Raw genomic sequence first — 12,644 nt, 5'->3', positions numbered from 1 at the left:
GAGGCGCGCGCCGCGTCATCCGCGGCGCGGGGGCGTCAGGTCCAGTCGGCTTCCAGCAACGACCGCGTCTCGGCGACGGCGACCTCCCAGATCGCCAGCATGTCCGCGTCGGGCCGCTGGTACAGGCCGTGGTAGTTGCCGTCGCCAAGCAGCTCGCGCTTGGCGGCGGCGCCGACGCGGGCGAGATGCGCATAGTCGATCTCGGGCTTGGCCGTCTCCGGCTGGCGCGGGTCGCCGGTGCGCGTCCAGGGGAAGTTTTCCATCCAGGAGGCATGCGAGGCGGCCGGGTCGGTGGCGCGCACCTTGGCCATGGTCTGCGGCGCCCGCCACCAGTCGTGGAACTTCACCCGGGCGTCGGCATGGCCATTGAGCCATTCGGAGACGGCCGCGGCGACCGGCGTGTTGCCGCCATGGCCGTTGACGATCAGGATCTTGCGGAAGCCGGAGCGGTGGAGACTGTCGAGAATGTCGCGGATCACGCCGGCGTAGGTCACCAGCGACAGGCTGACCGTCCCGGGAAAGGCGGCGAAGGACGAGGCGAGTCCGTAGGGCACGACCGGAAAGACCGGCACGCCGAGCGGCTCGGCCGCGTCGAGCGAGACCTTTTCCGCCAGAATCATGTCGGTCGCCAGGCTGAGATAGGCGTGCTGCTCGACGCTGCCGATCGGCAGCACGCAGCGGTCGTCCGCTTGCGCCCGCTCTTCCGCCTGCATCCAGTTCATGTCCGCGATCTTCATTGCCTCTCCATGCGTTCGCATCCTTCTTTCGCCTGCGCTTCCGTCCGCTCGAAAGAGCTGAAAAAGCACAAGAAATAGGCATCGGCAAGAGATGCGCTTGCCAAATGCACAGTTCCATACGGAACTAAAAAAAGAAATTGACAGCCAATTTTGCCAGCGTCAAGTTCCATACGGAACAAAAACCGGATGACTTGCGGAAGAGGTTGGTGACTTGGAAACGGAAAACCCATCCTTTGACAACCAGTTGCGACAGGGCGGCAAGGCCTCCGCGAGCCCGGAGCGCGTCGACGATCTCGTCGCGGTGAAGCTCTGGGAAAACCCGTGCTGGCTGTCCTTCCGCATCAACTTCGTGGCGTTGCAGTTCAACGTTCCAGTCTACCGCCGGATCGAGAAGGAATTCGGTCTGCCGCGGCCGGAATTCGTGGTGCTCTATTCCCTCGGCCTGGCCGACGGGCTGACGGCGAGTGCCATCTGCAGCTCTTCCGGATTTCCCAAGAACACGATCAGCCGGGCCATCCAGAAGCTCATCGACAAGAAGATCGTCCGCCGTGAGGTGGACCCGGCCGACCTCAGAAGCTTCGTCCTGTTCATCACGGACGAGGGCAAGCGCATCGTCGACGAAACCATGCAGTTCATGGTCGAGCGCGAGAAGGCGATGCTCTGCGGGCTCACCCCGGCAGAGACGCTGATGCTTTCCGAGCTTCTGGCGAAGGTCGTCGTGGATTCCCACAACTGGCCACAGATGATAGCCCCAGAGGAGAACGAGGAATGAGCATTCTCAAGACATTGCGGACGGCCGCCGTGGCGGCGGTGCTGCTGGGCGGCGTTTCGGGCGCGGCTCTTGCGACCGATCTCACCATCGGCGTGCGCGCCGGCCCGCTTTCGGTCGACCCGCATTTCACCGCTGCCGGAACCCATGCCGAGGCGATCAAGCATATCTACGATTCGCTGGTGAAGTCGGGCAACAACCTGGAGCTCGAGCCGGGTCTCGCCACCAGCTGGACGCCGATCGACGACAGCACCTGGGAGTTCAAGCTGCGCGAGGGCGTGAAGTTCCACGACGGCTCCGACTTCACCGCCGAGGACGTCAAGTTCTCCATCGAGCGCATCCCCAATGTCACCGGCCCGAACCCGACGACGATCTACGTGCGGCGCGTCAAGTCGGTGGAAATCGTCGATCCGCTGACCATCCGGGTGAAGACCGACGGTCCGGCGCCGACGCTGCCGAACGATTTCATCCGCCTGTTCGTTGTCTCCCACACCGCTGCCGCCGACTATTCCGCGAGCGCCGACGTGGCTTCCGAGGGCTTCAACTCCGGCAAGGCCGCGATTGGCACCGGGCCCTACAAGTTCGTGTCGTGGACGCCGAAGGAAGAGCTGGTGCTCGAGAGCTTCGATGGTTACTGGGGCGGCAAGGAGCCCTGGGACAAGGTGGTGCGCAAGGAGATCCCCAACGATGCCGCCCGCGTCGCCCAGCTCAAGGCCGGCCAGGTCGACCTGATCGCCCGCGTTCCCGCCTCCGACATTGCGACGCTGGAGCGGGATTCGAGCGTCAATCTGGTGCGCGAGAACAGCGTCTATCTCTTCAACGTCTCCTTCGACTTCCGCGAGAACACACCGCAGGTCACGGCGAAGGACGGTTCGGCGCTCGCCGCAAATCCCTTCCGCGATCCGCGCGTGCGTGAGGCCTTCGATCTCGCCATCGACCGCGAGACGATCACCGAGATCGCCATGGAAGGCATGGGCACCGCCCAGTCGCAGCTCGTGACGCCGAACATCTTCGGCTACAATCCCGAGATTGCCGTTCCGACGCCGGATGTGGCGAAGGCGAAAGCGCTGCTGGCCGATGCCGGCTATCCGGACGGCTTCAAGGTGGTGTTCTCCTTCACCAACGACCGCCTGCCGGGCGACAAGGACGTCGGCACGACCATCGCGCAGATGCTGGCCGCCATCGGCATCGAGGCGGAGGCGAACGCTCTCCCGGGCGCCGTCTTCTTCCCCGCCAACACGCGCGGCGACTTCTCGCTGACCATGTCGGGTTGGGGCACGCTGACGGGCGAGGCCAACTACACGCTCTCTTCGCTGGTCCACACCAATGAGCCGGAAAAGAAGCTCGGCGCGTTCAACGTGCGCGGCTACTCCAATCCCGAGATGGACAAGCTGATCGAGACGGCGGCCTCCGAGATGGACGTGGCCAAGCGCGAGAAGGCGCTCCAGGATGCCAACGCGCTGGTGGCGAGCGACCGGCCGAACCTGCCGATCGCCTCGATCGTCACCGCCTGGGGCATGAAGAACGGGCTCACCATCACCCCGCGCTCCGACGAGGACACGCTGGCGATGAACATCCGCCCGGCCAAGTGATCGCGCGGGCTGGCTGACAGATCGGGCCGGGTCCGTCGGGACCCGGCCTTTTTTCGGACATTCCGCCGCGGGTGGCGGGAGCATTGGAGATTTCGGATATGGGTCCTGTCGCGCTGGCAATTCACGGCGGTTGCGGTGTCATGGCGAAGCTCGACCTGAGCGAGGAGGAATGGGTCGCCGCGCGCGCCGACCTGGCCCGCGCGCTCGCTGCGGGCTGGGCTGTCCTCAGGGCAGGTGGCCCGGCGCTTGATGCGGTCGAGGCGGCGGTCGTGGTCATGGAGGACAGCCCCCATTTCAACGCCGGTTACGGCGCTGCGCTGAACACCGCCGGCGCTCATGAACTCGACGCCTCGATCATGGACGGCGCGAGCCTTTCCGCCGGCGGTGTGACGCTGGCCGCCCGCATCCGCAATCCGGTAAAGGCGGCGCGCAAGGTGATGGAAGCTGGCGATGCGGTGCTGCTTGGTGGCCCGGCGGCGGATGATTTCGCCCGTTCCGCCGGTCTCGCCATGGTCGAGCCCGACTATTTCACCACCCCGCGTCGGGTTCAGGCTCTGGCCGCTATGAAGGCCCATCGGGCTGCGGGAACGGCGGCGAAGGCGAGCGAGGCGGAAAAGCACGGCACCGTCGGCGCGGTTGCGCTCGATGGCCGCGGCCATCTCGCCGCCGCGACCTCGACCGGCGGCTACAACGACAAGCCGGCGGGGCGCATCGGCGACAGCCCCATCGCCGGGGCCGGAACCTACGCACGCGACGGCGTCTGCGCCGTTTCGGGCACCGGCAAGGGGGAGTATTTCATCCTGCATGCGGTCGGCCACGAAGTGGCGAGCCGTGTCGCCTATCTGGGCGAAAGCCTGGAAGCGGCGGCAGACAAGGTGATCCGGGGCGATCTGGCCGAGGTGAAGGTCGGTGCCGGTCTCGTCGCGGTCGGCGCGGACGGGTCCATCGCCGCTCCCTACAACACCGACGGCATGTTCCGTGGCTGGGTGACGCCGCAGGGCGAGACCTTCGTGGCAAGCCACGCCGAGGTCTTCCGCGTCTGAGGCGGATGGCGCAGGGACACGCCCGCGTCGCGGCGGGCGTGTCCGAAATCCCTTGCCTCAGGCTTTCTTGCCGTAGGCGGCGAGAAACACGCTGACGGCGGAGGAGACGACCCGGTCGATCTCCGCCTGGGTGAATTCGGTGCCGGGCACGAACATTGCCCGCTTCAGCAGGCTCGAGCCGCACAAGTCGATGAAATGGCTGGCGGCAAGCTCGGTATCCGGGCAGGTGAGGTCGCCGCTGGCCACGCGCCGGTCGAGCACCTTGGCCAGGCGCCCGATCCCCTTCATCGGCCCGGCCTCATAGAGCAGTTTGCCGAACTCGGGGAACTGTTCGGTTGCCCCGATCACCATGCGCAGCGTCGACAGCCGTTCCGGGCGCATCATCTTGGCCAGAAAGCGCTGGGCCACGTTGACGAGCTGGTCGCGGATGTCGCCCGACATGTCGTCGCACTGCAGGAAGGTCTCGGCCTGGTCGAGCCGCTCTTCCAGGATAAGCGCGCGAAACAGCGCCGCCTTGTTCTCGAAGTAGACGTAGAGCGTGCCCTTGGAAACGCCCGCGGTGCGCGCCACCATTTCCATCGAGGCGCCGTCGTAGCCATGCGCGCGGAATGCGGAACGCGCGCCAGCCAGGATCTGCCGACGCTTTGCCGTGTCGGGCTGGTCCTGCGTGTCGTTGTCGCTGTCCGTTCCCCGGGCTCCGGGCTGGATTGCTGTCTTCGTCATTCCTGTCGCCTCAGCCTGACCGGTCCCCCTTGCCACCTCGCGGGATCCTCGAAAGCTCTCCGACAGATATCCCGTTCGGCCCATTCCGGCCATCGCGTTTTCCGCGTTTGTGATAGTCGCCGGGCAAGAGGCGCCGTCCGCGCCATCTGCCCGATATTGTTGCGATGCAGCGCAGGGCAGCGGCGGCCAAACCGCGCCTTTGCTTAACCCTGTTGCCGGAGGGCGGCAATCATTTCGCACTGCACACACGCAAGCGCTCTTGCAAAAGGGCGCCGGCTCGCTCTATATAAGCGACTGACCGAACCGTTCAGTCAAGAGAGATATTTGCGAATGGCTGAAGCCTTCGCCCCGGCTTTTCCGCAAGGCGCGCGAAGGCCGATCAATGCGCAAGCAAGGTGTCTTTATCGTGAGTGCAGATGATACTCGGACCGGCTCCGCGCCGGCGGGCGGCGCCGTGAGCGCCGCAAACGGCGACCAGGGCGGCTCGGGCGGTGTTCCGGCAACGGCGTCCTCGTCCATCTCGTCTTCGGAGGCTTCCCCGCAAAAGCCGAAGAAGAGCGGCGGCAAGGCCAAGCGCATCTTTCTGGTGCTTGCGCTTATCGGCCTTGCCGCCGGCACCTATGAGGGGCACGCCTGGTGGACCCACGGCCGGTTCATGGAAACGACGGACGACGCCTATGTCGACACCGACATCACCGTGGTCCTGTCCAAGGTGTCAGGCTATGTCGCCAGCATCAAGGCGGTGGACAACGCGCCGGTGAAGGCGGGCGACGTGCTTCTGCGCATCGACGACGGCGACTATAGGCTCGCGGTCGAGGCCGCCCGCGACAGCCTCGCCTCGGCGAAGGCCGCCGTTGCGCGGATCTCCGAGCAGGTCATCGCCAGCCAGGCCTCCGTGCGCGAGGCCGAGGCAGGTGTTCTGGTCGCCCAGGCGACACGCGAGGATGCCGAACTCATCTTCCAGCGCCGCGAGAAGCTGACGAAGAACAACGTCGTCAGCCAGGCGACTCTCGATACCGCCCGCACCGACCGCAAGGCGGCCGACGCCAATGTGGAGAAGGCTCGAGCCGCCGTCGAACTCGCCAAGGCCAATGTCGCGGTTCTGGAAAGCCAGAAGAACGAGGCGGAAACCTCCGTGAAATCGGCCGAGACCGCACTTGAGAAGGCCGAGCGCGATCTCGGCTTCACGGTCGTGCGCGCCCCCGTCGACGGTATCTTCGGCAACCGCGCCGCTCAGGTCGGCAGCTTTCTTCAGGCCGGCAGCCGCCTGGCCGCCATCGTTCCCCTCAAGTCGGCCCATGTCGAGGCCAACTTCAAGGAAACTCAGCTCGGGGGCATCGCCGAGGGCGGCGACGTGACCTTCACCGTCGATGCCTATCCGGACGTCGTGATGCGCGGCAAGGTCGAGAGCATCTCGCCGGCGACCGGGTCCGTCTTCAGCCTGCTGCCGCCGGAAAACGCCACCGGCAACTTCACCAAGGTCGTCCAGCGCGTGCCGGTGAAGATTCTGGTCGACGCGCATGACGCCGCGGACCATCCGCTGCGCGCGGGCATGTCGGTCATCGTCGAGGTCGACACCCGCACCGGCGGGCGCCTGGCCGGGGCCGACGGCTCCAGCATCGCCGACAGGCGCTAAGGGGGCGGACGATGTCGAGCAAGGTCGCTGGAGGCGCGGTGGCGGAGCCGAGCTTCGACGGGCGCAAGCTGTTCACCTTCCTGTGCATGGTGTTCGGCATGTTCATGGCGATCCTGGACATCCAGATCGTCTCCGCCTCGCTGCCCGAGATCCAGGCCGGCCTTGGCGCGTCGCGCGATGACATCGCCTGGGTGCAGACGGCCTATCTGATCGCCGAGGTGATCATGATCCCGCTGTCGGGCTACCTGTCGCGGATGCTGTCGACGCGCTGGATGTTCGCCATCTCCGCCGCCGGCTTCACCTTGATGAGCATGATGTGCGCCACCGCCACGACCATCAACGAGATGATCGTCTGGCGTGCGCTCCAGGGCTTCATCGGCGGTGGCATGATCCCGACGGTCTTCGCCTCCGCCTACATCATCTTCCCGCGCGAGAAATTTTCCATCGTCTCGCCGATGATCGGCCTCGTGGCGACGCTCGCGCCCACCATCGGCCCGACGCTCGGCGGCTATCTGACCGAATTCGGCTCCTGGCACTGGCTGTTCCTGATCAACGTCGTGCCGGGCATCCTTGTCACCATCGCGGCGGTGACGCTGATCGACTTCGACGAGCCGGACTGGTCGCTGATCGACCATTTCGACTGGGTGGGATTCGCCTCCATGGCGATCTTCCTCGGCTCGCTCGAATTCGTGCTCGAGGAGGGCGCCGGCGACGACTGGTTCCAGAGCGAGGAGATCCTGCTCTTCACCGTGGTTTCGGCGACGGCGGCCATGATCTTCTTCTGGCGGGCCTTCACCGCGCGAGAACCGGTGGTCGATCTCAGGGCGTTTTCCGACAAGAATTTCACCATGGGCTGCATCTTCAGCTTCACCATGGGCATCGGCCTCTACGGGCTGACCTATCTCTACCCGGTCTATCTGAGCTCGGTGCGCGGCTACAATTCGCTGCAGATCGGCGAGACCATGTTCGTTTCCGGCGCGGCGATGTTCCTGACCGCGCCGATTGCCGGGCGGCTGATGAGCCTTCTCGATCCGCGGGTGATGATGGGCATCGGCTTCGCCGGCTTCGGCATCGGCACCTGGATGGTGACCGGCCTCACCCACGACTGGGATTTCTGGGAGCTGTTCGTGCCGCAGATCCTGCGCGGCTGCTCGCTGATGATCTGCATGGTGCCGATCAACAACATAGCCCTTGGCATGCTGCCGCCGTCGATGATCAAGAACGCCTCCGGCCTGTTCAACCTGACCCGGAATCTTGGCGGCGCCGTGGGGCTTGCGGTCATCGGCACGGTGCTGACCAACCGCCAGGATTTCCACTATGCGCGGCTTTCCGAAAGCCTCAACTGGTCGCGGCCGGTTGTCAACGAGACGCTGAACATGATGACCGGCGCCTACAGTTCGCTCGGCGATCTCGCTGACAAGGCGGGGCTCAAGGCGCTGTCCGGCATCGTCACCCGCGAGGCCTTCGTCATGTCCTTCGCGGATGTGTTCTACCTGCTCACCTGGCTGTTCTTCGCGCTGCTTTTCGCGCTGTTCTTCGTCGAGCGGCCGAAGGCCATGGGCGGTGGCGGCGGCGGTCACTGAGCCCCTGCCGGTCGCGGCGTTTCCCCCCTTGCAATAAAAAAGACGCCGCCTGCCTTCCGATGGAAGGAGGCGGCGTCCAGGTGCCTGCTCCGTCTTCCGATCACGGGAAGAGGCGGGGCAGCGACGCCGGCGACGGGGGGCAGCCGCCGGCGGAAAAGGCTGTCAGCGCATCAGCTCCGGCAGCCAGAGCACGATGTCCGGGAAGGCCGCGATCACCACGAGCAGGGCCATCAGCAGGAGGAAGAACGGGAAGGTCGCCTTGGCGATCGTCAGGATGTTCTCCCCCGTCACGCTCTGCATCACGAACAGGTTGAAGCCGACCGGTGGTGTGATCTGCGCCGCCTCAATCAGGATCGTGATGAAGATGCCGAACCAGACGAGATCGATGCCCGCACCCTGCACCATCGGCAGCATCACCGAGGAGGTGAGCACGATGATCGAGATGCCTTCCAGGAAGCACCCGAGCACGAGGATCAGCACCGCCAGAACGGCAAGCAGTGCGTAGGGCGACAGGTTCAGGCTGTTCACCCATTGGGCCAGTTCGCGCGGCAGGTCGACGAAGGCGACGGCGATCGACAGGCACGCCGCGCAGCCGATGATGAAGGAGATCATGCAGGAGGTTCTGACCGCGGCCATGACCCCGTCCATGAAGCTCTCGCGGGTCAGCGAGCGGCTCATCGCCGACAGGCCGAGCGCACCGAGCACGCCGACGACGGCGGCCTCGGTCGGGGTGGCGTAGCCGCCGTAGATCGAGCCGATGACCAGCGCGATCAGGCTGACGGTCGGGCCGAGGCTGCGGATCGCCATCATCCGTTCCCGCCAGGAAATCCTGCCCTCGCGGGTCGGCATGGCGTCCTTGTTGATCAGGCTCCAGATTGCCGTGTAGCCCATGAACAGGGTGATCAGCAGCAGGCCCGGCACGACGCCGGCGATGAACAGCCGCCCGATGGATTGCTCCGCCGTCACGCCGTAGACGATCATGATGATCGACGGCGGGATCAGCAGGCCGAGCGTTCCCGAGCCGGCGAGCGTACCGACCGTCATCTTGATCGGATAGTCGCGCTTGCCGAGTTCCGGCACCGTCATCCGGCCGATGGTGGCGCAGGTGACGGCCGAGGAGCCGGTGATCGCCGCCAGCACGCCGCATCCCAGGATGTTGACGTGGAGCAGGCCTCCCGGCAGCCGTCCGACCAGCGGCGACAGCCCTCGGAACATGTCCGAGGACAGGTTCGAGCGGAACAGGATCTCGCCCATCCAGACGAACAGGGGAAGCGATGTCAGCGCCCAGCCCCAACTGTTGTCCCAGAGCGTCGAGGCGATCAGCGAGCCCATTGGCGCCGAGGTGAAGATGCCCATCATCAGCATGCCGACGGCGAGCAGCGTGACGGAGACCCAGACGCCGACGGCGAGAAATCCGAAGATCAGGACGATCAGGACGATCGCGGAAATGAATGTCATGTCCATGGTGCGTCCTCAGTCCGCGTGGGTGTCTTCGGGATGCTCGTCGACGGCGTAGCTGGGGACGCGGCCGAGGAGGATCGTGACGAGGTCGTCGAGGATGGCGACGGCGAAGAGCGTGACGCCGATCGAGACGCCCAGCTGGGGGATCCAGAAGGGCATGGCGAGCAGGCCGGGGCTGACGTCGTGGTATTCGTAGGACTGCATCGTCAGCGCGATGACGTGCCAGGCCAGGAAGCTGATCGTCGCACCGGCGATCAGGCAGTTGAGGATCTCGAAGATCCGCTTCGGGCCCCTGGGAAGCAGCCGGACCAGCAGGGTGATGCGGACGTGGCTGCCCTTTCGGAACGTGTGGGCCAGGCCGAAAAAGGTGGAGGCGGCCAGGCATAGCCCGGCCGCCTCCGTGGAATCGACCGTGACCGACATCCACCGGGCGACGACCTGAACGATGATCGTGACGCCGATGCCGACCAGGAACAGGGCGGCGGCATAGCCGGCTGCCGAATAAAGACCGTCCAACGTGCGTCGGATCATGGTCGGTTCCTCCGGGTTCGGTGGTTTCGGCTTACTTCAGCGACGCCTGATAGGCTTCGTAGACGGCCTTTTCCTCATCGCTGGCCCGGGTCATCCAGTCGGCGACCATCTGCTTGCCGATCACGTCGATCCGGTCGAGGACGTCCTGCGGCGCCTGGTTGATGGTCATGCCGTGGTCCTTGAGCACCTGCTCGCGCTCGGCGCTGGCAGCCTTGGCCATTTCCCAGCCGCGCGCGGTTGCCTTCTCGCCTTCCTCGACCACGATGGCGCGCACGTCGTCGGGCAGGGAGCGCAGGGCGCGCTGGTTGACGATGATGGCGTTCTTGTTGTGCATCGTGCCGGTGTAGGTGAAGACGTTGAGATAGTCCCAGACCTGCACGTCGGTGCCCGACTGGGCACTGGTCCACAGCGCGTCGATCATGCCGGTGGCAAACGCCTGCGGCACTTCGGCGAAGGGCAGGATGATGGCGATCGCGCCGAGTTCCTTGCCCATGACCTGGGTCTGCTGCGAGTAGATGCGCAGACGCACGTCCTTGATGTCGTCAAGCGACTTGATCGGCTCCTTGGTGTAGAAGCCCTGTCCCGGCCAGGCCACATAGGTGAGGACCTGCATGCCGTAGCGACCGAACCACTTGTCGTAGAACGGCTTTTGCGCCTCCATCAGCTTCCAGGACTTGTCGAAGGTCGGCACCACGCCGGGGATGTTGTCGAGGTTGAACATCTCCTGCTCGTTGCCGTAGACGCCCATGCGGATCTCGCCGATCTCGACCTGGCCGGACTGCACGGCGCGCTTGATGTTGTCGAGCTTGATCAGGCTGTCGTTCGAACGCAGGTCGATCTTCAGCTCACCCTTGGTGCGCTCCTCGACGGCCTCGATGAACTTGCGGATGTTCTGCGTGAAGAAGCTGCTTTCCGGGTAGCCGGAAGCCATCGTCCATTGTGTGGCGGCCATGGCGGACGAGGCTGTGGCGAGCGTCGCGGAGGCCAGGGCCATCACGCGGAAAAGGCGCTTGAGAGACATTTCATTCTCCGTCTGTCGGGGCGGTACCCAGCTGTTTTCGGAAGGTCGGAACGGGCAATTGGACTTGCCTCTCTACTTGTGTGTGTAGACTGTCATATGTTGTCATATGTGTCAAAAAAATATCGCGCCGCACCGCCCTTTCGGCGGGGCGCGCGGAGGCGGGCGCAGGAAGGCCAGCGACCGATGGACCGGCTTGTCGGGATCTTCCGCCCGAGGGGGGCTTGTCGGGATTTCAGGCGAGAACAGACGCTGGACGGCCAGCGTCTGCGGGGTCAGGCAAGCGCTGTCAGGCCACGGCCTGACGGTAGCGGTTCATGCTGTCGCCGAGATGGACACGCATCGCGTCGCGCGCCGCTTCCGGGTCCCGTTTCTCGATCGCGTCGAGAATGGCGAGGTGCTCCTCATGGAGCTTCTCGCGATACCCGGTCGCCTCGGGGCGCAGGGCGCCGGCGCGGATGCGCAGGCGCGGGATGATCTGCGGGCCGAGGAAATCGAGAAAGCGCTCGAAATAGGCGTTACCGGTTGCCCGGGCGATGGCGATGTGGAAGTCGAAATCGAGCCGCCCGCCGGCGTCCTCGCCATCGACGGGCTCCGCCTCGATCCTGGACAGTGCGAGGCGGATGTCCTTGAGCTGCTTGGCGCTGCGGCGTTCGGCGGCGAGGGCCGCCGCCTCGAGCTCGACGCCGAGGCGCAGCTCCAGGATGTGCAGGATCTCCTGCACGGCGGATTCAGGAACCGGCGATATTTCGAAGGGCAGCAGGCGCGGCGCGTCATTGACGAAGACGCCGATGCCCTGGCGCGAGGTCAGCAACCCGTCGGCGCGCAGCGAGGCGATGGCCTCGCGCACGACGGTGCGGCTGACGCCGTATTCGCGACACAGGTCCGTCTCGGTCGGGATCTTTTCGCCCGGGAGATAGACCTTGTCCTCGATCTTCAGCATCAGCTGCTTCTTGAGCTGAGAGGAAAGGCTCTCCCGTCTGCCGAGCATTTGCGGTCCTTCTTGGCGCGTTGTCACAAGTGAGCCATCATATAACAGACCACGCCCGCAGACCAGCGGTTGCGGCCATTGCGCCGCGTCAATTCCGTGGATCGACCAGCAGGATAGCCTCGACCTCGACGCTCATGTCGTGGGGCAGCGAGCCGACGCCGATGGCGCTGCGCGCGTGCCGCCCGACATCGCCGAGAACGGCGATGAAGAGGTCCGAGCATCCGTCGATGACCTTGGGATGCTCGCGGTAGCCGGGCACCGCGTTGACCATGCCGAGCAGCTTGACCACGGCGCGGATCTGCCCGAGATCGCCAAGCTCGGCGTGGGCGGCGGCCAGGAGCTGGAGCCCGGCCGACTGGGCGTGCTCCCGGGCCTCCTGCGTCGTGACGGTCTCGCCGACGCGACCGCTGGCGACCGTACCGTCGGCGCTGGCGCCTCCCCGGCCGGACAGAAACAGCAGGTCGCCCGCGCGGCGGGCCGGCACATAGGCACCGGCCGCCTTGCGGATCGCGGGGAGCTCAAGGCCGAGGGCCGCGAGCTTCTCGTAGGGGCTCGTCATC

General features: G+C 65.5%; 12 protein-coding genes. 5 read left to right on the top strand and 7 right to left on the bottom strand.

The window, feature by feature from the left end; genetic code table 11:
• Positions 1 to 35 precede the first annotated feature (35 nt).
• A complete protein-coding gene (locus ACSLUQ_RS14930; protein ID WP_461808962.1) occupies positions 36 to 737 on the bottom strand; it encodes a creatininase family protein in 702 nt (233 codons plus the stop codon).
• Positions 738 to 948: 211 nt separating this feature from the next.
• Here ACSLUQ_RS14930 and ACSLUQ_RS14925 point away from each other — a divergent pair, with 211 nt between their 5' ends.
• From ACSLUQ_RS14925 to ACSLUQ_RS14915, 3 genes are all read left to right on the top strand, one after another.
• Positions 949 to 1,509 carry a MarR family winged helix-turn-helix transcriptional regulator gene (locus ACSLUQ_RS14925; protein WP_417771740.1) on the top strand — a complete coding sequence of 187 codons (561 nt, stop codon included), beginning with the start codon at positions 949 to 951 and terminating at the stop codon, positions 1,507 to 1,509.
• Positions 1,506 to 3,098, top strand: a complete 1,593-nt coding sequence (locus ACSLUQ_RS14920) for an ABC transporter substrate-binding protein (RefSeq protein ID WP_461808961.1) — start codon at positions 1,506 to 1,508, stop codon at positions 3,096 to 3,098. The genes ACSLUQ_RS14925 and ACSLUQ_RS14920 overlap by 4 nt, the downstream gene beginning before the upstream one ends.
• A 98-nt stretch (positions 3,099 to 3,196) precedes the next feature.
• The gene (locus ACSLUQ_RS14915; RefSeq protein ID WP_461808960.1) at positions 3,197 to 4,141 is read left to right on the top strand and encodes an isoaspartyl peptidase/L-asparaginase family protein; all 945 of its coding nucleotides are present in this window, start codon (positions 3,197 to 3,199) and stop codon (positions 4,139 to 4,141) included.
• 57 nt (positions 4,142 to 4,198) lie between these two features.
• Here the strand turns inward: ACSLUQ_RS14915 and ACSLUQ_RS14910 are convergent, their stop codons facing one another.
• Positions 4,199 to 4,864 carry a TetR/AcrR family transcriptional regulator gene (locus ACSLUQ_RS14910; RefSeq protein ID WP_461808959.1) on the bottom strand — a complete coding sequence of 222 codons (666 nt, stop codon included), beginning with the start codon at positions 4,862 to 4,864 and terminating at the stop codon, positions 4,199 to 4,201.
• Positions 4,865 to 5,318: 454 nt separating this feature from the next.
• On the opposite strand from ACSLUQ_RS14910, the gene ACSLUQ_RS14905 reads away from it, so the two are divergent.
• Both ACSLUQ_RS14905 and ACSLUQ_RS14900 read left to right on the top strand, forming a co-directional pair.
• Positions 5,319 to 6,500 (top strand): HlyD family secretion protein, encoded by a 1,182-nt coding sequence (locus ACSLUQ_RS14905; RefSeq protein ID WP_417771744.1) that lies wholly within the window; start codon positions 5,319 to 5,321, stop codon positions 6,498 to 6,500.
• A gap of 11 nt (positions 6,501 to 6,511) precedes the next feature.
• Complete coding sequence (locus tag ACSLUQ_RS14900; protein WP_461808958.1) at positions 6,512 to 8,083, top strand: DHA2 family efflux MFS transporter permease subunit; 1,572 nt, start codon at positions 6,512 to 6,514, stop codon at positions 8,081 to 8,083.
• A gap of 162 nt (positions 8,084 to 8,245) precedes the next feature.
• On the opposite strand, the gene ACSLUQ_RS14895 is transcribed toward ACSLUQ_RS14900, so the two are convergent.
• The 5 genes from ACSLUQ_RS14895 to ACSLUQ_RS14875 form a co-directional block, all read right to left on the bottom strand.
• Complete coding sequence (locus tag ACSLUQ_RS14895) at positions 8,246 to 9,547, bottom strand: TRAP transporter large permease (protein ID WP_417771746.1); 1,302 nt, start codon at positions 9,545 to 9,547, stop codon at positions 8,246 to 8,248.
• A gap of 9 nt (positions 9,548 to 9,556) precedes the next feature.
• Entirely contained in the window at positions 9,557 to 10,075 is a 519-nt protein-coding gene (locus ACSLUQ_RS14890) for a TRAP transporter small permease (RefSeq protein ID WP_417771747.1), read from the bottom strand.
• 31 nt (positions 10,076 to 10,106) lie between these two features.
• Positions 10,107 to 11,096: a TRAP transporter substrate-binding protein gene (locus ACSLUQ_RS14885; RefSeq protein ID WP_417771748.1), complete on the bottom strand. Its 990-nt coding sequence runs from the start codon at positions 11,094 to 11,096 to the stop codon at positions 10,107 to 10,109.
• A gap of 286 nt (positions 11,097 to 11,382) precedes the next feature.
• Entirely contained in the window at positions 11,383 to 12,084 is a 702-nt protein-coding gene (locus tag ACSLUQ_RS14880; RefSeq protein ID WP_417771749.1) for a FadR/GntR family transcriptional regulator, read from the bottom strand.
• Positions 12,085 to 12,172: 88 nt separating this feature from the next.
• Positions 12,173 to 12,643 carry a RidA family protein gene (locus ACSLUQ_RS14875; protein WP_461808957.1) on the bottom strand — a complete coding sequence of 157 codons (471 nt, stop codon included), beginning with the start codon at positions 12,641 to 12,643 and terminating at the stop codon, positions 12,173 to 12,175.
• Position 12,644 lies beyond the last annotated feature (1 nt).

This window comes from Stappia sp. ICDLI1TA098, assembly GCF_054880955.1.
The sequence above is the reverse complement of the archived record's forward strand: the minus strand, read 5'-3'. Positions and strand labels throughout refer to the sequence as shown.

Bases quoted from the DNA above. Each gene is read 5' to 3' on its own strand.
- ACSLUQ_RS14895 (WP_417771746.1), bottom strand. From the start codon at position 9,547: ATGGACATGACATTCATTTCCGCGATCGTCCTGATCGTCCTGATCTTC.
- ACSLUQ_RS14880 (WP_417771749.1), bottom strand. From the start codon at position 12,084: ATGCTCGGCAGACGGGAGAGCCTTTCCTCTCAGCTCAAGAAGCAGCTG.
- ACSLUQ_RS14875 (WP_461808957.1), bottom strand. From the start codon at position 12,643: ATGACGAGCCCCTACGAGAAGCTCGCGGCCCTCGGCCTTGAGCTCCCC.
- ACSLUQ_RS14915 (WP_461808960.1), top strand. From the start codon at position 3,197: ATGGGTCCTGTCGCGCTGGCAATTCACGGCGGTTGCGGTGTCATGGCG.
- ACSLUQ_RS14920 (WP_461808961.1), top strand. From the start codon at position 1,506: ATGAGCATTCTCAAGACATTGCGGACGGCCGCCGTGGCGGCGGTGCTG.
- ACSLUQ_RS14890 (WP_417771747.1), bottom strand. From the start codon at position 10,075: ATGATCCGACGCACGTTGGACGGTCTTTATTCGGCAGCCGGCTATGCC.
- ACSLUQ_RS14930 (WP_461808962.1), bottom strand. From the start codon at position 737: ATGAAGATCGCGGACATGAACTGGATGCAGGCGGAAGAGCGGGCGCAA.
- ACSLUQ_RS14910 (WP_461808959.1), bottom strand. From the start codon at position 4,864: ATGACGAAGACAGCAATCCAGCCCGGAGCCCGGGGAACGGACAGCGAC.
- ACSLUQ_RS14900 (WP_461808958.1), top strand. From the start codon at position 6,512: ATGTCGAGCAAGGTCGCTGGAGGCGCGGTGGCGGAGCCGAGCTTCGAC.
- ACSLUQ_RS14885 (WP_417771748.1), bottom strand. From the start codon at position 11,096: ATGTCTCTCAAGCGCCTTTTCCGCGTGATGGCCCTGGCCTCCGCGACG.